The following is an 18,046-nucleotide window of genomic DNA, read 5'->3' as shown; positions in this document are numbered from 1 at the left end:
CGCACACAGGCGCGGCGCGCGGCCGCGCGCATGCGCGCACGCGACCGTGGCCGCTGCGGCGCATGCGGTGCGGCAGCGTCGCGACGCCCGTCAAATGACCACGGACTCGTCCGATGCGCCGGACGACACGCACGCCGCTGCCGTCCCCGGCACCGGCACGCTATCGAGCAGCTCGCGCACGGCATCCGCGACGCGCTCCGGTGCGACGCCGTCGAGGCAGGCGTGGTGGCCTTGGGGACACGTGCCGCGGTAGCAGAAGCCGCATGGCACGTCGTGGAATAGAACGCGGCTGCGCACGTGCCACGGCGTGTGCTGTGGATGCGTCAGTGCATACAGGTCGACGACGGGCGTGCCGACGGCGGCCGCCAGTTTCAGCGCCGCGCCCAGTTCGCCCAGCGACAATCGCCCCGCGAGCGATATGATAGGCACGGCGGCATGATGCAGGACCTCGTCGACCAGCTCCGCATCCGCCGCGCCGCCCGTCAGGACGAGCGGCACGCGCGGATCGTCCGCGAGCAGGCGTAGTGCCTGCGCCCAATGCCCGGCCGGATAGCGGCGCGACGCGGCACCGGCACCGGGATGCAGCAGGATCCACGGCCGCGCGGGATCGACGCCGGCCGCACGCAGCCGTTCCGCCACTGCCGCGGTGTCGCTTGTACGGGGCACGAATGACAGTCCAGCGGCGCCCCCGCGGCACCCGATCCGCTGCACGAGGGCGAGCTGTCTCTGGACTTCGTGACGCACGAGCGTGGCCGGTTCGGGATCGGGAATCCAGTCGGTCAGCAGGTCGTGCGGATTGTCGCGGCAATGTGCCAGCTGCAGCGGGATGCCGGCCAGGTGGCACAGCAGCGCGGCCGGCAGCGCGCTCTGCGTGTACGACGTGAAGATGACGGCGGCGTCGAAGCCGCGCTCGGCCAGCGTGCGCAGCGGTGCCTGGCTCGTCGTGTGCGGCCGTTCGTCGGCGACGTTGGCTGCCGGCGCCCAGGGCGCTGTCCACGGGATCGCATCGTCCAGTTCCGGAATGAACGGTTGCGCGGCCGCGCCGGACGGGCCGGCCAGCAGCGTGAGCGCGCGTCCCGGCACGGCCTCGCGCAGCGCGCGCATGGCTGGCGTGCTCATCAGTACGCCGCCGAGCGAGTCGAGACGCACGCACAGGATGCGTCGCGCGTGGTGCCAAGGCGCGGTCATGGTCGTCCTCAGTGGTTGCCCGTGCATTGCAACGGATGGCAATGTGACGGTTCGACCGCGCAAGGAATGGCCGGGTTCCGGACCTCGGCCGGCACTTGGATGTGGATCAAGAAGCGGGGAAGCGCCGGCCGCGTCCGGGCCGGCGCGGGGACTCAGGGCTTGCTCTTGAAGCCCGTGTCGTCGTCCATGTTGTCGTCGCCGTGCAGCTTGTTGGCGAAGCCGGGGCTGCGCGGGTAGCCGCCGGCGGCATCGTTCGACTTGTGCACGGACGGGCCGCCGGCCGATGCGGTGGAACCCGTCTGCGAGCCCTGGCGGTCGGTGCTGTCCGCGCCCGTGTTGCCCGGCGAGCGGGGCAGGCCGCCCGCCACGTCGTTCGACTGGTGCACGCCGCCGACGTCCGAATTCTGGTTGGACATCGAGCGCGAGCCCGTCACTTCCAGCTGCGTGTTGCCGCGCTGCGCTTCGCGGCCGCCGGCGGCGCCCGGTCCCGGCATGCCGCCGCCCTGCGTCGACGACGCGCCCGACTGGCGGTTCCCCATCGAGCCGCCCGGCGGCTGGGACGGCAGTTCGCTGCGCGGGCCGTGCATGCCGCCGCCGTACGTCTGAGCGGACCCTTGCAGGTTGCCGCGTGAATCGGAGAGCGAGCCGCCCTGCAGATCGGGTTGCGCCGGGTTTTGCGACGCCATATTGCCGCGCACGACGTCGCGGTGCATGTCGCGCTCGTGGACCAGGTCGACGCCCGAGTCCTTTGGACGGTGGCCGACGGCTTGTTCCAGCAAGCCGTAGGCACCCGATTTCTGCTCCATCTGGCGCTGGTGGCTGTCCGTGATGCCCTGCACGGCGCCGGAGCCGCCGTTGATCTGCGTGTCCATCGAGCCGCCCGGGATGCCGGCATCGTCGCCCGTCGGGTGGGCGCCGGCACCGCTCTGCTGGGTGCCCATCATGTCGCGCTGCTGGTTGCCCTGCTGTACGCCCAGGCCGCGCGGGTAGGTGTGGTCGAGCGGCTGGCCGTGGTCGGCGCTGGCGCCCTCGGACCCCGGCGTCCATTTTTCGTTGGCGCCGTTGTTCGTCTGGTTATTCGCTTCGCTGCGTTGATTCGCGTCCATGGTCGTCTCCTTTCGATCTGGAACAACATTGACATGATGCGCGTCCGGTGCAAACTTCAGTATAGGAAGACGCACCGGGTATATGTAGGACGAATACCGAAGAGTTATTTACAACCGGAAGTAGAATTTCAATATTGCATTTTCTGTCTCATGTTGTCCTACAAAGTCATCTGAAATGGTCCTATAGTCTCATCCAATATCGGTGCCTAACATGTCTTCCGACCGAGCGCTCATCGGTGCATCGATGGCATCGGCCGGCCTGCCGCAGGACGCGGCGGTTTCAACTGTAACGAGGAGAGAACCATGGCATCCAGCAATCAAGGCAACAAACAGAGCAGCGGCACGAAAAACCGCGGTTTCGCATCGATGGATCCGGAGCGCCAGCGCCAGATCGCCAGTGAAGGTGGCAAGGCTGCCCACCAGAAGGGCACCGCCCACGAGTTCACCTCGGAAGAGGCACGCCGCGCCGGCAGCATGAGCCACGGCAACCGCCAGTCGGCATCGGGTTCGTCGCGCAGCTCGTCCAAAGGCAATAAGCAGTAATGCCGTGCAGACGGGACGGTAGCGGCGCCGTCCCTCTGCCTTCGATTCCACACGGGGAGCGCAGACTCCCCGTTTTGCATTTCTTTAACACACCACGAAAAAGGAATGCGATAGAATCCCCGGGCTTTCAACCACTCTGCCCATAGGAATTCGTCGTGAAATCAGCGGTCATCCGTCAAGTCAAGAGCATGTCCATGTCGTGCGACCGGGTCGGCAACCTCCTGCTGACCAAGTTCTCTGCGCACGGGGCGAGCGACGTCGCCATCTTCGTGCCGGCGTCGGTCGTGTTCTGGCTCCTGAAACACCTGCCGGTCAACCAGGACCCCGCCCTGCAGCCGCCGCCCCCGGGCCCGGAGATCACCCAGTGGGACTGGGACCATCCGAACATCCCGCGCGCCTTCACGGTGCAGTGCAAGGTCTTGCCCGGCAAGATCAGCATGACGTACAACCTCGACCGCAAACCCGACCTCACGGTCGTCCTCGACCGCAGCAACGTCGAGCTGATGCGCCAGATCATGCTGGCCTACAGCAAGGACTTGATCGACCTCGACGCGTAAGCGGCAGCGCCGGTCCGCACGGCCCCGCCGCGCCGGACATGGCCGGCGGGCGTGGGCTCGGCTATCATTCCTTTTTCGACCGTTTTTCCAGGAAACCGCCCCATGCCCATCAAGATCAGCCAGCTTTTCGATTCCGGTGCGATCGACGTCGTCCAGGCCACCGACCCGCGCCAGATCGATCTGAAGCTGCGCAAGGATTCGCACGCCGACATCCACCAGTGGTTCCACTTCCGCCTGCAGGGCGCGCGCGGCAAGGCGTGCACGATCCGGTTCCTGAACGCGGGCCAGGCGACGTATCCGAAGGGCTTCGAGGGCTATCAGGTGGCGGCCAGCTACGACACGGAGAACTGGTTCCGCGTGCCGACGTCGTTCGACGGCCAGGTCATGACCGTCAACCACACGCCTGAACTCGACAGCATCTACTACGCCTATTTCGAGCCCTACACGTGGGAACGCCACCTGCGCCTGCTCGGCGAGGTGGCGGAAAACCCGGTGGCGCGCGTGCACGACATCGGCACGACCGTCGACGGGCGCGACATGAACCTCGTCGTGATCGGCAATCCGCAGGCCGAGAAAAAGATCTGGGTGATCGCGCGCCAGCATCCGGGCGAGACGATGGCCGAGTGGTTCGTCGAAGGCATGATGGATGCGCTGCTCGACAATTCGAACCCGGTCGCGCGCAAGCTCCTGCAGCGCGCCGTGTTCTACATCGTGCCGAACATGAACCCGGACGGTTCCGTGCGCGGCAACCTGCGCACGAACGCGGCGGGTGCGAACCTGAACCGCGAATGGATGACGCCATCGCTGGAACGCAGCCCGGAAGTGCTGTGCGTGAAGAACAAGATCCACGAGACGGGCGTCGACATGTTCTTCGACATCCACGGCGACGAGGCGTTGCCGTACAACTTCGTGGCGGGCAGCGAGATGCTGGCCGACTTCACGCCGGAGCGCCTGGCCGCCCAGAACGCGTTCATCGAGCGCTACATGGCGTCCAGTCCCGACTTCCAGAACGTGTACGGCTACGCCGCCAGCAAGTACAACGAGGAATTGCTCACGCTGGCCTCGAAATACATCGGCCACACGTTCAAGTGCCTGTCGCTCACGCTGGAGATGCCGTTCAAGGACAACGCCAACCTGCCCGACCCGTACGTCGGCTGGAACGGCGCCCGCAGCAGCGCGCTCGGCGCCGCCATGCTGCAACCGATCCTGCAATCGCTGGACGACTGACCGGGAGCGCACATGGGCGTCGAGATCGAACGCAAGTTCTTGCTGGCCAATGAAGGCTGGCGCGGGCAGGGCATTGCGACGCGCATGCGCCAGGGCTATCTCGTGGCCGACCCCGTGCGCACCGTGCGCGTGCGCATCGAGGGCGGGCGCGCCGTCATCACCATCAAGGGCAAGACAACCGGCGCCTCGCGCGGCGAGTGGGAGTACGACATTCCCGTCTTTGATGCGACCGAACTGCTGGACGGCCTGTGCGAACAGCCGCAGGTCGAAAAAATCCGCCACCGCATCGAGCACGCGGGCCACACGTGGGAAGTCGACGAATTCCTCGGCCTGAACGCGGGGCTCGTCGTGGCCGAGATCGAGCTGGGCGCGGAGGACGAGGCGTTCGAGAAGCCGGACTGGATCGGCGTCGAAGTCACGGGCGACAAGCGCTACTACAATTCCAGCCTGATCCGGCAGCCGTATTCGCAGTGGCCCGACAAGACCTGACCCGACCTTAGGCCAGGCCACACGGCGCGCGAATTGCGCTAGGATGCGGTGGTATCGATCCCAACCACGCAGCAAACCACGAGGCGGCCGACCATGTCCGAACACGTTCCCGAGCTGATCCCCGAAAGCCTCATCCCCGATGGCGAGGCACGCGCCGCCGTCGACCTCGCGACGCGCGCCCACCAGATCTATCCCGTGCTGAGCGCCGACGACATCCAGCGCCTGCGCCGCTTCGGCACGTGCCGCCACTGGGCGGACGGCGCCACCGTGTTCCGCGCGTGCGTCGATTCGCCCGGCATGGTCGTCGTGCTGGCCGGACGCCTGTCGTGCAGCCGGACCGATGCACTCGGCAAGCGGGTCGAGGTCGTGGAATACGGGCCCGGCCAGTTCGCCGGCGAAGTCGCGCAGCTGTCGGGCCGGCCGCCGCTGGCCGACGGTGTCGCCGTGGGCGACCTCGAGGCGCTCGTGCTCGACGCCGAGTGCCTGCGTGCCGTCATCGTGGCCGAGGCCGAGCTGGGCGAGCGCCTGATGCGCGCGTTCATCCTCCGCCGGGTGCAACTGATCAGCAATAAGCCGGGTGGCCCCATCCTCATCGGGCCCGCCGCGCATGCGGGCCTGTTCCAGATCGAGAATTTCCTGTCGCGGAACGCCTACCCGTACACGCGGCGCGATCCGGAGACGGACCCGGAAGCGGCCCAGCTCGTGCGCGAGCACTGGCGCAACGAGTCCGACTGGCCGCTCGTGGCGCTGCCGGACGGCTTCGTGATGAAGAACCCGAGCCTGGCCGAAGTGGGCCGCTGCCTGGGGACATTGCCCCGCATCGAGCGCGGCACCGTGTTCGACGTCCTGGTCGTGGGCGCGGGCCCGTCCGGCCTGGCGACCGCGGTGTACGCCGCGTCCGAAGGTCTGCGCGTGATGGTGCTGGACCAGCGCGCATACGGCGGCCAGGCGGGCGCGAGCGCGCGCATCGAGAACTTCCTCGGCTTCCCGACGGGGATCTCAGGCCGCGCGCTGGCCGGCCGCTCGTACGTGCAGGCACTGAAGTTCGGCGCCGAGGTCGCGATTCCCGCGCAAGCCATGCGCCTGCTGTGCGACGAGCGCCCGCTGAAGGTGGAACTCGACGACGGCACCTGCCTGCAGGCGCGTACGGTCGTGCTGGCGGCGGGCGCACGCTACCGCAAGCCGGACCTGCCCGACATCGGCCGCTACGAAGGGCGCGGCGTGTACTACTGGGCGTCGCCCGTCGAGGCGCGGCTGTGCCGCAACGAGCCCGTCGTGCTGGTCGGCGGCGGCAATTCGGCCGGCCAGGCGGCCGTCTTCCTCGCGGCACACGCATCGGAAGTGCATATGCTCGTGCGTGGGCCTGGCCTGGAAGCGACGATGTCGAGCTACCTGATCGAGCGCATCGCGGCGACGCCCAACATCCACCTGCACGTGCGCCGCGAAATCGTCGGCCTGGACGGCGACGACGACGGCCTGACGGGCGTGCGCTGCCGCAGCCGCGACGGCGGCGACGAACGCGCGTTCGCCGTGCGCCGGCTGTTCCTGTTCATCGGCGCCGACCCGAACAGCGACTGGCTGCACGAGTGCGGCGTGGAGCTGGACGACAAGGGCTTCGTGCTGACCGGTGCCGACACGCGCGCCGAACACGGCGCGCGCACCTTGGAGACGAGCGTCGACGGCGTGTTCGCCGTGGGCGACCTGCGCGCCGGATCGACGAAGCGCGTGGCCGCCGCGGCGGGCGAGGGGGCGGCCGCGGTGGCGCAGATCCACGGCTATCTGGCCACACTCGCCGAGCGCTGACAGCGGCCGTTGTGCGGAAGGTACGACCGTTCGGTTGAACCTTCTAGACGACAGCGGGCATAATGGCGCGCACGCGGCCGTACGCCGCCCGGCCTGGCCCGAGGAGAGCAATGGCATTTCCCGTACCGTCACCATCCAGCACGCGCAGCCGCGCCACGATCCTGCGCGGCTGCGCCGTCGTCCTGTTGCTGTGCCCCTTGCCGGCCCGTGCCGACGAGGCGCAGGCGACCCGCCTGCGCGAGGTGGGCAGGATGGCCAAGTTCGTGCCGGACGTGGCGTCGAGCCGGCTGCGCACCATGGAATGGCAAATGGCCGGCGCGCCGGCGCCGCTGCGCACGGACTTCCTGTATTACTACAGCACGGCCGAACGGGGCATCGGCGACTTGACGCATGCGCTGGACCTCGCGGACCAGCTGATCAGCTTCGGCCGCCGCAACAACGACAATGTGGCGCTCGCCAAGGGCCTCGTCGCCCGCGCCAACGCGCTGTACGTGCGCGAAGACCTCGCGGGTTCGCACGCGACGGCGTTCGAGGCGGAGCGCGTCGCCGGGCTCACCACCGACGTGCCGACGAAGGTGCTGGCGATCGTCGCCGCCGGCCAGTCGTTCGAGGAGCAGGGCGATTATCCGGCGGCGCTGGCGAAGTTCCACGCCGCCGTCGACCTGGCGCGCCAGGTCACGACGGACGCTGCCCCGCTGGCCGGCGCCCTGCACGCGCTCGTGCTGCTGTACCTGAACATGGGAGATCTCGACAAAGCCGCCGAGGCGCAGCAGGAATCGCTGGCGGTGGCCAGGAAGATGGCGTCGCCGGGGTACGTCGCGGCGGCGCTGGGCGACGAATACGCGCTGGCCGTCGAGCAGAAGGCGTTCGAGCGGGGGCGTCGTGCGCTGTTCGAGGAGCTCGGCCTGGAGCGCGGCATCGGCGCCCGCCAGATGGCCGTGACGACGCTCGTCAACCTCTCGGACTGCTACCTGAAGGAGGGCCGCTTCCGCGCCGCGCAGACCTATGCCGCGCAGGCGCTGGATGCGGCCATCGACGCCAGGAGCAACAACGACGTCGCCACCGCGCGCGTCAACCTGGGCCAGGCGCTGCTGGGGCTCGGCCAGCTGGCCGAAGGCAAGCGCCAGTTCGAGGCGGGCCTCGGCACGTATGAAAAACAGGGCGACAAGCCGGAACTGCTCGGGGTGCTGCGCGAGTACGGGCGCGCGCTGGAACACGCCGGCGACTACAAGGGCGCCGTCGACGCCTACAATCGCGAGCGCAGCATCTCCAGCGAGATCTTCGCCGAAGAGCGCCAGAAGGCCGTGCTGGAACTGCAGCAGAAGTACGAGGCCGAGAAGAAGCAGCGCCGCATCGACGCGCTGCGCCAGGAGAACCGGGCCGCGAAAGCGGAGCTGGACAACCGCCGCCTGCAGCAGCGCGTGTGGTGGCTGCTGGCCGGCGCGTTCGCGCTGGCGGCGGTCATCGTCGGCATGCTGTACCGGAAGGTCCGGCGCGCGAACGCCGAGCTGGAAGAAAAGAACGTGCAACTGAAACGGCAAGGCGCGCTCGATCCGCTCACGCTGCTGTACAACCGCCGCCACTTCCAGGACGTCATGGCGCGGGCCGCCCACGAGCGGCGCACGGGCGGCGACGCGGCCGCGGGCGCGCTGTTCCTGCTGGACGTCGACCATTTCAAGGCCATCAACGACTCGCTGGGCCATGCCGCCGGCGACACCGTGCTGACGACGGTCGCCCAGCGCCTGCGCGTGGCACTGCGCGACACCGACCTGATCGTGCGCTGGGGCGGCGAGGAATTCCTCGCGTTCGTGCCCGCCGTCGTTCCCGGCGAACTGGAGGAGGTGGCGCTGCGCATCATGCGCGGCGTGTCGGCGGAGCCGATCGAGTACCGGCACGGATCCGTCCCGGTGAGCGTGTCGGTCGGTTACGCGCCGTTGCCGCTGGCGTTCGGCACCGCGGCGCTGACGTGGGAACAGGTCGTCAACCTGGCGGACATGGCCCTGTACCTGGCCAAGTCGCACGGCCGCAATTGCGCGTACGGCGTGCGCGGCTTCCCCGCCGTCGTTGCCGCGTCGCTGGATGCGATCGAGCGGAACCTGGAGCAGGCATGGCGCGCGGGCTGGGTCGACCTGGCGGCCGTGCGGGGCGATGCCGGCGACGCGGACGTGCCGCTGCCGGCGTAGGCCTGGCGGCGCGTCAATCGCGCGGCAGGTCGTCCTCGAGCGCCGCGACCTGCATCAGCCAGCGCGCGACGATGTCCAGTTCGTCCGCCGTGAACCCGGCCGTCAGCCGGGCGTTCAATCCCTTCAGCACGGCGCCGGCCTGACGCGCGGCGTCCTGCCCGTGTGGCGTGAGGCGCACGCGCGTGACGCGGCCGTCGGCCTCGTCGCCGACCCGCTCGATCAGCTCCGCCGCCTGCATCCGCTTGGTGAGGTTCGTGACGGCGGCCGGTGCCACCTGCAGGCCCTGCGCGAGCTCGCCGACGGTGGCGGGGCCGTCGCGCGACGCGAGCAGGAACAGCAGGCCCGCCTGCGCCGAGCTGATGCCGTCCCATGCCTGCGGGCGCGTCTCGATCCAGCGCTGCAGAATCTTCTGCGCGCGGTTCAACAGGAAGACGAAGCGCGGCGGCTTCTTCCCGGCCGTCATGCCTCGCTGCCCGTGCGCACCGGCGCCCGCGCGCACTGCGCGAGCAGCCAGTCTGCCACTTGCGGCCACACGCGGTCGGCGCACTGCTTGCGGAAGAATCCCATGTGGCCGATCGCGGCCAGGCCCGCGTCGCGCGGCACGAGGTGGCGCCGGTCCACGCGGGCATTGACCAAGGGTCGCAGCAGGATGTCCATCGCGTCCGGATTCGCCCACGGGTCGTCGGCGAAGCCGAGCACGAGCACCGGCAGCTGGACGCGCGCCATGCGGCGCCACGCGTCCATCGCGGGGTCGTCGAGGAAGTAGCCGGGCAGCGTCGTCCAGCGGCTCCATTGCAGCATCACGGTGCGGGGCAGGTCTTCGCCGAGGCCGATGCGGCGGCCCGGCATATAGCCGAACGCGGCGCACATGATCGGGGCCAGCACGCGCATCACACACCACACGCGCAGGCGCTCGGCGGCGCCACGCACGGTGCGCGTGACACCCGCATGCGACGCCACGAGCACGGCCGCCGTCAGCGCCTCGCTGCACGACGACAGCGCGATCGCATGCCCGCCCACGCTGTGCCCGACGGCGAGCAGCGGCAGACCGGGAAAGCGGGCCGCGGCCCAGCGCGTGACGGCCGTGTTGTCGTCCTCGATCCACTCGGCCATCGTCACCGTGCACTGGCGCAGGTCGGCCGGACGCGAGCGGCCCGTGCCGCGGTAGTCGTACGTCAGCACGGTCATCCCGAGGCCGTGCAGATAGCGCGCGAACGCTTCGTAGTAGCGCTGCGTGACGGCGGTGGCCGGGTGCACCAGCACGACCGCGCGCGGATCGGCGGCTTGCCACAGCGTGGCGCCTATCGTGCCCTTGTCGGGCAGGAGAATGGTGACGGGTTCCATGGTGGCGGCGATTTAGTTAACGTGTTAACCAATTTAGCGACCGGAGCGGGGGGCGTCAATGAAGAAAATTAGAGTCCTGCGTCGACTTGGCGGCCAAAACAAAACCCGGCGCATGGCCGGGTTTCGTGGGCGGGCAATGCGCGCGTCAGTGGAAGTGCTCGTTCCCCGCCGGCGTGTCTTCCGGCATTTCGGCGTGCACGAGTTCGCCGGTCGGGTCGGCGAACAGCGGGGCGCCGCAGTCGTCGCAGTATTCGGCGACATAGCGCTCGCCGATGCGCTTGACGTGCGTGATGCCGACGTCGTTCAGGTGCTTGACGATCTCGTCCAGCGGCGCGAGCGGACGGTCGCCGCCGCCGGCCGGGCCTTCCATCGGCGTGCCTTCCTCGTCTTCCTGGCCGTACAGGGGCCAGACGATGCCGTACACGACGTCGGGCGACTGGCGCAAGGTGAAGCCGACGCGGTATTCGTCGACCTGGCTGTCGTTGATCTCGTCGCCGAAGCCCGCGACGACGGCGCGCAGGTCGTTCGGTTCCACGCCCAGCGTGTTCGTCAGGTAGTGGACGGCGGCGCGGATCGACACCGGACGGATCAGCTTGTCGGCCTCGCGGCACGCCACGTAATACGCTTCCGGCAGCAGCAGCTCGACGCCGCAGCCCGGCAGCAGGCGCGCGACGTTCGGGCCGGCCTGGGCGCGCCATTGCTCGAGCGCATTCTCGCGCTCCGCTTCGAAGTTGATGTGGTGCTGCGGCTCCTGCCAGCGGAACAGTGGGGCGCCCACGGGGGCGACGACCGCGACGAGCAGGTAGCGCGTGTCGGCCAGGAATTGCGACGTGTCCGGGCCGGGCGCGGCCGGCTTCACCGTCGCGCCCTTGTGCGCGGACTGCGCGAGCTTGTGCGTCAGCGCATAGGTCTCGGCGTGGGTGCGCGGCAGCTGGTCGATCGAGTACAAGGTCGGCGCGATCGCGACCTTGGTGTTGTCGGCCAGCAGGTGGGCGCCGAAATGTGCCGTCAGCGTGTTCAGGATGTCGCCGGGGATCGTGCCGGACGCGATCGAGAAGCGGGTCCAGGCGAGGATGGGCGCCGCGACGAGCAGGGTCTGCCACGTGGTTTCGGCGCCGTCGGCGGCCTGTTCCGTCATCGTCGACGACTCGCTGATCGCCTCGACGCCATCCATCAGCACGTCGTACACCGCGAGGTCGCCCTTGAACAGGACGTTGAGGGCGGCGTCGATGGTGTCCTGGTGGTTCGTCTTCAGCAGCTTCTGCAGCTGGGCGTCGAGGTTGCGTTCCCACGTCCGTTCTTCAACGCGGCTGGCGGCCTGCACGATGGCGCTGCTGATGCTGATGAGACGCTGGCTTTCTGCCGAAAGTTTGGGTGAGTCTTTGGAAGGGCGACGCATACGCTTGGGGAGTCTTTACGGTAAGGGTGATCGTGTTCTGGGTTCGGGCTGTGGGTCATGATAAACCCTTATCCCCGTTATTGTAGTTGATTCGGCCACACCCCAGTAACACGGCGGCAATATTGGCGCCAGCGTCGAGCTTGTCAAATATGTCAATAGGAACGATAATGCGAATCGTTCTCATTAATATTCATTCGACAGGCAGCGCGCCGAAACGCCTGCCGGGCCAGCCATCCACCATGACCATCAAGCACAACGACACCGTCACGCCGACTTCCTTCATCACGAGCCGCAAGCATGCGCGCCCTCTGCCGGCGCACACCTTGGCCATGCTGGCGTCGCTGGCGCTGCCGGCCGCCGCCCATGCCGCTGCCGACGTGACGCCCGACCCGGCGATCCCGAGCGTGCAGGTGACGGGCACGAGCCAGCCGCAGCAGGCTTCGGCCAACGAGAAATTCACCGCGCCGCTGCTCGATACGCCGAAATCCGTCACCGTCGTGCCGGCCGAGGTCATCGCGCAGACGGGCGCCACGTCGCTGACGGATGCGCTGCGCACCGTGCCCGGCATTACCATCGGCGCGGCCGAAGGCGGCAATCCCGTGGGCGACAATATGTTCATCCGGGGCTATAACGCGCAGACGGACACGTATGTCGACGGCATCCGCGACGCCGGTTCGCAGTCGCGCGAGATCTTCGCCGTCGAACAGATCGAAGTGGTGAAAGGGCCGAACTCGGCACTGGGCGGCCGCGCGTCGGCCGGCGGCGGCGTCAACCTGATCACGAAGACGGCGCTGGCCTACGACTTCAACCGTGCCAGCATCGGCATCGGCTCGGACAAATACCGCCGCCTCACGGGCGATTTCAACCGCAACATCGGCAGCGACAGCGCGTTCCGCCTGAACGTGATGGCGCACGAGAACGACGTGCCGGGCCGCGCCATCGTCGGCGGCAAGCGCTACGGCGTGGCGCCCACGGTCACCTTCGGCCTGTCGGGCCCGACGCGGGTCATCATCGGCGTCTACCGCCTGACGACGCACGAGATCCCGGATACGGGCATCCCGTTCAACAATCCCCTCACGACGGGACCGGACGTCGCAAAGAACGGCAACGGCCGGCCGTTCGACGTCGACCGCAGTACGTTCTACGGCCTCGCCAACCGCGACTTCCGCGACACGAAGAGCGACATCGTCAACATCGACCTGCGCCACCAGCTGGCGGGCGGCATCGTGCTGCGCAACGTCACGCGTTACGGCAAATCGAACAACGACTACGCCTGGACCCAGCCCGACGACTCGAAGGGCAACACGGTCCTGTACGGCACCGTCTGGCGCCGCGCGAACACGCGCGTGACACAGACGCGCACGGCGACGAACGTGACGAGCATCTCGGGCGAGCTGCAGGCGGCGGGCATCAAGCACACGTACAACGCGGGCATCGAGTTCGACCGCGAGACGACGGACCGCAGCAACTACGTCTTCACGCCGGGCACGAACAATCCGCTGACGGGCACGTTCACCTGCCCGACGTCGGGCAGCGCGACGCTGTACAACTGCACCACGCTGGTCGATCCGAACCCGTACGATCCGTGGGTCACTACGCGCACCGTGTCGCCCGCGCTGACGCACGTGAGCACGAAGACGAAGGCCGCGTACGCATTCGACACCATCGAATTCGATCCGCACTGGCAGCTCAACCTGGGCGCGCGCCACGACGACTTCAAGAGCGTCCTGAACACACTGACGACGGCGACCCGCGCCGCGGTCGACAGCGGTTTCTGGAGCCTGCAATCGGGCCTCGTGTATAAACCGGCGGAGAACGGCAGCGTCTATCTGGCCTATGCGACGTCCGCGACCCCGCCCGGCAACGACGGCGGCGATGGCCTGGATGCGCTGACGGTGGCCGTGCAGAACCTGCAGCCGCAGCGCAGCCGCAACGTCGAGCTGGGCACGAAGTGGGACGTGATGCCGGGCGGCCGGCTGTCGCTGACGGCGGCCGTGTTCAAGAGCACGATGAACAATGCCCGCGTGACGGCGCCGGACGGCACGACGCAGAACGTCGGCCGCAAGGGCGTGAAGGGCGCCGAGCTGGGCTTCTCGGGCAAGCTGTCGTCGCAGTGGAGCGTGTTCGGCGGCTACACGTACCTGGATGCGACCGTGGCCGACAACGGCTACCTGAACGTGGGCACGACGGCGAATCCCGTGTACGTCGTCTCGCCGTACAATGGCAACCGCTTCCCGGCGACGCCGAAGCACTCGGCCACGCTGTGGACGACGTACGCCGTCACGAAGGACTTCTCGGCCGGCTTCGGCGTGAACACGCTGTCCAAGGTCTACGGCAACGTGAACAACAACAAGTGGGCGCCGGGCTATACGCGCGTCGACGCGATGGCCAGCTATGCGCTGAACCAGGACGTCAGCCTGCAACTGAACGTGCAGAACCTGACGGACAAGTTCTACTTCGACCGCGTCTCGTCGCCGCACTATGCGGGAGTGGGCCCGGGCCGGTCGGCGACGCTGGCGGCCAACGTCAAGTTCTGACCCCGCACGAGGAGGCGACGATGATGCTGCACATTCCGGGCGTCCTGACCCCGGACCAGGTGAACGCGATGCGCGCGCGCCTGCAGGCGACGGACTGGGTCGACGGCCGGGCCAGCGTCGGTACGCAGGGCGCGCAGATCAAGCGCAACCGCCAGCTGGCGGAGGGCTCGCCGCTGGCCGTCGAACTGGGGCAGATCGTGAGCGCGGCGCTGATGGCGCACCCACTGTTCTTCTCGAGCGTGCTGCCGCTGCGCATCCTGCCGCCGTTCTTCAACGGTTACGCGGGCGGCGAGCATTACGGCCCACACGTCGACGGCGCCATCCGCGCCCGGCGGGGCGGGGCCGCGCTGCGTGCGGACGTGTCGTGCACCGTGTTCCTGTCCGACCCGGCCGACTACGACGGCGGCGAGCTGGCCGTCGTCGACACGTACGGCACGCACGAGGTCAAGCTGCCGGCGGGCGACGCGGTCGTCTACCCGTCGTCCAGTGTGCACGAGGTGAGGGCGGTGACGCGCGGCGAGCGGCTCGCGTCGTTCCTGTGGGTGCAGAGCATGGTGCGTGACGACGGGCGCCGCGCCATGTTGTTCGAACTCGATACCGCGATCCAGGCGCTGCGCGCGAAGCATGGCGACGGGGCGGAGCTCGTGGCGCTCACGGGGCATTATCACAACCTGTTGCGGATGTGGGCAGAGACGTGAGTGGTGTGCATGGTGGGCTCGGGGAGCCCACCATACGAGTGGGCGGACACGTAACGAACGGAGTAGGGTGGACGGCTCGACCGCGAACGACGATTTGACGGGACGTATGCGCCGTCCACGCGTCCAACGAACGCGAACATGTCGCGACGAATCAGGTAATGATTGAACGCGTGGACGGCATAGCCGTCCACCCTACGCAGATTACGCGGCCAGCAGCTGGCGCAGCACGAACGGCAGGATGCCGCCATGCTTGTAGTAATCGACTTCGATCGGCGTGTCGATGCGCAGCAGCACCGACGTTTCCTTGGTCGAGCCGTCGGCGCGGTGGATCACGAGCGTCGCCTGCATCTGCGGGCGGATCTCGCCTTCCAGGCCCTTCAGGTCGAAGGTCTCGTTGCCGGTAATGCCCAGCGTGTCGACGCTGTCGTCGGCCAGGAACTGCAGCGGCAGCACGCCCATGCCGACGAGGTTCGAACGGTGGATGCGCTCGAACGAACGGGCGATCACGGCCTTCACGCCCAAGAGCTGCGTGCCTTTCGCGGCCCAGTCGCGCGACGAACCGGTGCCGTACTCTTCGCCCGCGAAGATCATCGTCGGCGTGCCTTCCGCGATGTACTTCATCGCGGCGTCGTAGATCGACAGCTGTTCGCCGCTCGGCTGGTGGAGCGTGATGCCGCCTTCGACGGCGGAACCGTCGGCCTTCGGCGGGATCATCCTGTTCTTGATGCGGACGTTCGCGAACGTACCGCGCATCATGATCTCGTGATTGCCGCGGCGCGAGCCGTACGAGTTGAAGTCGGCCTTGATGACGCCGTGGTCCTTCAGCCATTTGCCGGCCGGGCCGTCTTCCTTGATCGAACCGGCCGGGGAGATGTGGTCGGTCGTGATCGAGTCGCCGAACACGCCCAGCGCGCGCGCGCCCGCGATGCCGGCGGCCGCGGCCTTCGGCGTCATCTCGAAGTCGGCGAAGAACGGCGGTTCGGCGATGTACGTCGACTCCGGCCAGTCGTAGACCTGGCCCGACACCGACGACACGGCTTCCCACAGCGCGCCCGGATTGCCCTTGACGTCCGCGTAGTTGGCCTTGAAGACGTCGGAATTCATCGCGAGCTTCATCAAGTCGTGGATCTCCTGCGAGGTCGGCCAGATGTCGCCCAGGTAGATGTCGACGCCGTCGGCGCCCTTGCCGACCGGTTCCGTCATCAGGTCGCGCGTGACGTTGCCGGAGATCGCGTAGGCGACGACCAGCGGCGGCGATGCGAGGAAGTTCGAGCGGATGTTCGGGTGGATGCGCGCCTCGAAGTTGCGGTTGCCCGACAGGACGGCGGCGGCGATGATGTCGTTCGACGTGATCGCGGCGTTCAGTTCCGGCGTCAGGTCGCCGGCGTTGCCGATGCAGGTCGTGCAGCCGTACGCAGTCACGCCGAAGCCCAGCTGCGTGAGGTACGGCAGAAGGCCGGCCGCTTCCAGGTAGTTGGTGACGACGCGCGAGCCCGGCGCGAGCGACGTCTTGATGTGCGGTGCGACTGTCAGGCCTTTTTCGACGGCCTTCTTGGCCAGCAGGCCGGCGGCCAGCATCACGCTCGGGTTCGACGTGTTCGTGCACGAGGTGATCGCGGCGATCAGGACGTCGCCGTTCTTCACGCGTAGGCCGTTCGTCGTTTCGTAGACCTTCGACAGGTCTTCCGGGGCCTTGTTGAAGCCGTTCGCGCTCGTCGGCTTCGAGAACAGGTCGGTGAAGTTGCCCTTCACGTTGCCCAGTTCGATGCGGTCCTGCGGGCGCTTCGGGCCGGCCAGCGACGGGGTGACGGTCGACAGGTCGAGCGACACGACGCGCGTGTAGTCGATCTCGCCGTCCTTCGGGATGCCGAACAGGTGCTGGGCCTTGAAGTAGTTTTCGAAGGCGGCCAGTTCCTCTTCCGTGCGGCCCGTGCCGCGGAAGTAGTCGATGGTCTTGTCGTCGACGGGGAAGAAGCCCATCGTCGCGCCGTATTCCGGCGCCATGTTGCCGATGGTGGCGCGGTCGGTGGTCGACAGCGACGCCGTGCCTTCGCCGAAGAATTCCACGAACTTGCCGACGACCTTTTCTTTACGCAGCATCTCGGTGATGGTCAGCACGAGGTCGGTCGCGGTGCAGCCTTCGCGCAGCGCGCCGGTGAGGTTGACGCCGATGACGTCCGGGGTCAGGAAGTACACGGGCTGGCCCAGCATGCCGGCTTCCGCCTCGATGCCGCCCACGCCCCAGCCCACGACGCCCACGCCGTTGATCATCGTCGTGTGCGAGTCGGTGCCGACCAGCGTGTCGGGGTAGTACGTGGAACCGTTCTTCATCACGCCGCGCGCGAGGTACTCCAGGTTCACCTGGTGCACGATGCCGAAGCCCGGGGGCACGACGCCGAACGTGTCGAACGCCTGCATGCCCCACTTCATGAACTGGTAGCGCTCGTTATTGCGCTGGAACTCGATCTTCATGTTCAGGTCGAGCGCGTCCGGCGTGCGGAAGTGGTCGATCGTGACCGAGTGGTCGACGACGAGGTCCACCGGCACGAGCGGCTCGATCTTCTTCGGATCGGCGCCCGTCTTGGCGGCCACGTTGCGCATCGCGGCCAGGTCGGCCAGCAGCGGCACGCCGGTGAAGTCCTGCAGGACGACACGGGCGACGACGAACGGGATCTCTTCGGTGCGGGCAGCGGTCGGGCCCCAGTTCGCCAGCTGGCGGACGTGTTCTTCGGTGACCTTCTTGCCGTCGCAGTTGCGCAGCACGGACTCGAGGACGATGCGGATCGACACCGGCAGGCGCGACAGGTTCACGCCCAGGGCTTCGCCCAGCGCCGGCAGCGAATAGAACTGGCCGGTCTGGCCCGCCGCGAGCGGGAAATCCTTGAGCGTGTTCAGGGTATTGCGAGACATAAAAGCTCTCCTTAGTGAGATTTTGTTGTTACCTACAACTCGGTCAGCCTTGCCGGTCAGGC

The 18,046-nt window shown here is 67.9% G+C and carries 14 protein-coding genes; 8 read left to right on the top strand and 6 right to left on the bottom strand.

The window, feature by feature from the left end:
- Positions 1 to 90 precede the first annotated feature (90 nt).
- Together NX784_RS09540 and NX784_RS09535 are read right to left on the bottom strand one after the other, a co-directional pair.
- Positions 91 to 1,188, bottom strand: coding sequence for a glycosyltransferase family 9 protein (locus NX784_RS09540; RefSeq protein ID WP_258816405.1), 1,098 nt, complete (start codon positions 1,186 to 1,188; stop codon positions 91 to 93).
- A 152-nt stretch (positions 1,189 to 1,340) separates the two neighbouring features.
- On the bottom strand, positions 1,341 to 2,294 hold the full coding sequence (locus NX784_RS09535; protein WP_258816404.1) for a hypothetical protein: 954 nt from the start codon (positions 2,292 to 2,294) through the stop codon (positions 1,341 to 1,343).
- 303 nt (positions 2,295 to 2,597) lie between these two features.
- Here NX784_RS09535 and NX784_RS09530 point away from each other — a divergent pair, with 303 nt between their 5' ends.
- The 6 genes from NX784_RS09530 (at position 2,598) to NX784_RS09505 (ending at position 9,096) form a co-directional block, all read left to right on the top strand.
- A complete protein-coding gene (locus NX784_RS09530) occupies positions 2,598 to 2,837 on the top strand; it encodes a KGG domain-containing protein (protein ID WP_166861557.1) in 240 nt (79 codons plus the stop codon).
- Positions 2,838 to 2,992: 155 nt separating this feature from the next.
- A complete protein-coding gene (locus tag NX784_RS09525; RefSeq protein WP_258816403.1) occupies positions 2,993 to 3,394 on the top strand; it encodes a hypothetical protein in 402 nt (133 codons plus the stop codon).
- 102 nt (positions 3,395 to 3,496) lie between these two features.
- On the top strand, positions 3,497 to 4,621 hold the full coding sequence (locus tag NX784_RS09520) for a M14 family metallopeptidase (RefSeq protein WP_258816402.1): 1,125 nt from the start codon (positions 3,497 to 3,499) through the stop codon (positions 4,619 to 4,621).
- Between the two features lie 12 nt (positions 4,622 to 4,633).
- The gene (locus NX784_RS09515; RefSeq protein WP_258816401.1) at positions 4,634 to 5,110 is read left to right on the top strand and encodes a CYTH domain-containing protein; all 477 of its coding nucleotides are present in this window, start codon (positions 4,634 to 4,636) and stop codon (positions 5,108 to 5,110) included.
- 93 nt (positions 5,111 to 5,203) lie between these two features.
- On the top strand, positions 5,204 to 6,913 hold the full coding sequence (locus tag NX784_RS09510; RefSeq protein ID WP_258816400.1) for an FAD-dependent oxidoreductase: 1,710 nt from the start codon (positions 5,204 to 5,206) through the stop codon (positions 6,911 to 6,913).
- A gap of 110 nt (positions 6,914 to 7,023) precedes the next feature.
- Positions 7,024 to 9,096 (top strand): diguanylate cyclase, encoded by a 2,073-nt coding sequence (locus tag NX784_RS09505; protein ID WP_258816399.1) that lies wholly within the window; start codon positions 7,024 to 7,026, stop codon positions 9,094 to 9,096.
- A gap of 13 nt (positions 9,097 to 9,109) precedes the next feature.
- Here NX784_RS09505 and NX784_RS09500 read toward each other — a convergent pair whose 3' ends face one another.
- From NX784_RS09500 to NX784_RS09490, 3 genes are all read right to left on the bottom strand, one after another.
- Positions 9,110 to 9,559, bottom strand: coding sequence for a MarR family winged helix-turn-helix transcriptional regulator (locus NX784_RS09500; protein ID WP_258816398.1), 450 nt, complete (start codon positions 9,557 to 9,559; stop codon positions 9,110 to 9,112).
- A complete protein-coding gene (locus NX784_RS09495) occupies positions 9,556 to 10,440 on the bottom strand; it encodes an alpha/beta hydrolase family protein (protein WP_258816397.1) in 885 nt (294 codons plus the stop codon). Before NX784_RS09495 ends, NX784_RS09500 begins: the two co-directional genes overlap by 4 nt.
- A gap of 145 nt (positions 10,441 to 10,585) precedes the next feature.
- Positions 10,586 to 11,839 carry a DUF2863 family protein gene (locus tag NX784_RS09490; protein WP_258816396.1) on the bottom strand — a complete coding sequence of 418 codons (1,254 nt, stop codon included), beginning with the start codon at positions 11,837 to 11,839 and terminating at the stop codon, positions 10,586 to 10,588.
- Between the two features lie 167 nt (positions 11,840 to 12,006).
- On the opposite strand from NX784_RS09490, the gene NX784_RS09485 reads away from it, so the two are divergent.
- Together NX784_RS09485 and NX784_RS09480 are read left to right on the top strand one after the other, a co-directional pair.
- Complete coding sequence (locus NX784_RS09485) at positions 12,007 to 14,376, top strand: TonB-dependent receptor (RefSeq protein ID WP_258816395.1); 2,370 nt, start codon at positions 12,007 to 12,009, stop codon at positions 14,374 to 14,376.
- 20 nt (positions 14,377 to 14,396) lie between these two features.
- Positions 14,397 to 15,074: a Fe2+-dependent dioxygenase gene (locus NX784_RS09480; RefSeq protein WP_258816394.1), complete on the top strand. Its 678-nt coding sequence runs from the start codon at positions 14,397 to 14,399 to the stop codon at positions 15,072 to 15,074.
- 201 nt (positions 15,075 to 15,275) lie between these two features.
- Here the strand turns inward: NX784_RS09480 and acnA are convergent, their stop codons facing one another.
- Positions 15,276 to 17,984 (bottom strand): aconitate hydratase AcnA, encoded by a 2,709-nt coding sequence (acnA, locus tag NX784_RS09475; protein ID WP_258816393.1) that lies wholly within the window; start codon positions 17,982 to 17,984, stop codon positions 15,276 to 15,278.
- Positions 17,985 to 18,046: the final 62 nt, after the last annotated feature.

It is taken from the genome of Massilia pinisoli, assembly GCF_024753285.1.
GTDB lineage: Bacteria > Pseudomonadota > Gammaproteobacteria > Burkholderiales > Burkholderiaceae_D > Telluria > Telluria pinisoli.
Note: the sequence above shows the minus strand (reverse complement) of the source record. Positions and strands in the feature narration are given on the sequence as shown.

Coding starts and splice junctions, on each gene's coding strand:
- NX784_RS09540 (WP_258816405.1), bottom strand. CDS start 1,188: ATGACCGCGCCTTGGCACCACGCGCGACGCATCCTGTGCGTGCGTCTC.
- NX784_RS09495 (WP_258816397.1), bottom strand. CDS start 10,440: ATGGAACCCGTCACCATTCTCCTGCCCGACAAGGGCACGATAGGCGCC.
- NX784_RS09490 (WP_258816396.1), bottom strand. CDS start 11,839: ATGCGTCGCCCTTCCAAAGACTCACCCAAACTTTCGGCAGAAAGCCAG.
- NX784_RS09520 (WP_258816402.1), top strand. CDS start 3,497: ATGCCCATCAAGATCAGCCAGCTTTTCGATTCCGGTGCGATCGACGTC.
- NX784_RS09500 (WP_258816398.1), bottom strand. CDS start 9,559: ATGACGGCCGGGAAGAAGCCGCCGCGCTTCGTCTTCCTGTTGAACCGC.
- NX784_RS09515 (WP_258816401.1), top strand. CDS start 4,634: ATGGGCGTCGAGATCGAACGCAAGTTCTTGCTGGCCAATGAAGGCTGG.
- NX784_RS09535 (WP_258816404.1), bottom strand. CDS start 2,294: ATGGACGCGAATCAACGCAGCGAAGCGAATAACCAGACGAACAACGGC.
- NX784_RS09530 (WP_166861557.1), top strand. CDS start 2,598: ATGGCATCCAGCAATCAAGGCAACAAACAGAGCAGCGGCACGAAAAAC.
- NX784_RS09505 (WP_258816399.1), top strand. CDS start 7,024: ATGGCATTTCCCGTACCGTCACCATCCAGCACGCGCAGCCGCGCCACG.
- acnA (WP_258816393.1), bottom strand. CDS start 17,984: ATGTCTCGCAATACCCTGAACACGCTCAAGGATTTCCCGCTCGCGGCG.
- NX784_RS09480 (WP_258816394.1), top strand. CDS start 14,397: ATGATGCTGCACATTCCGGGCGTCCTGACCCCGGACCAGGTGAACGCG.
- NX784_RS09485 (WP_258816395.1), top strand. CDS start 12,007: ATGCGAATCGTTCTCATTAATATTCATTCGACAGGCAGCGCGCCGAAA.
- NX784_RS09510 (WP_258816400.1), top strand. CDS start 5,204: ATGTCCGAACACGTTCCCGAGCTGATCCCCGAAAGCCTCATCCCCGAT.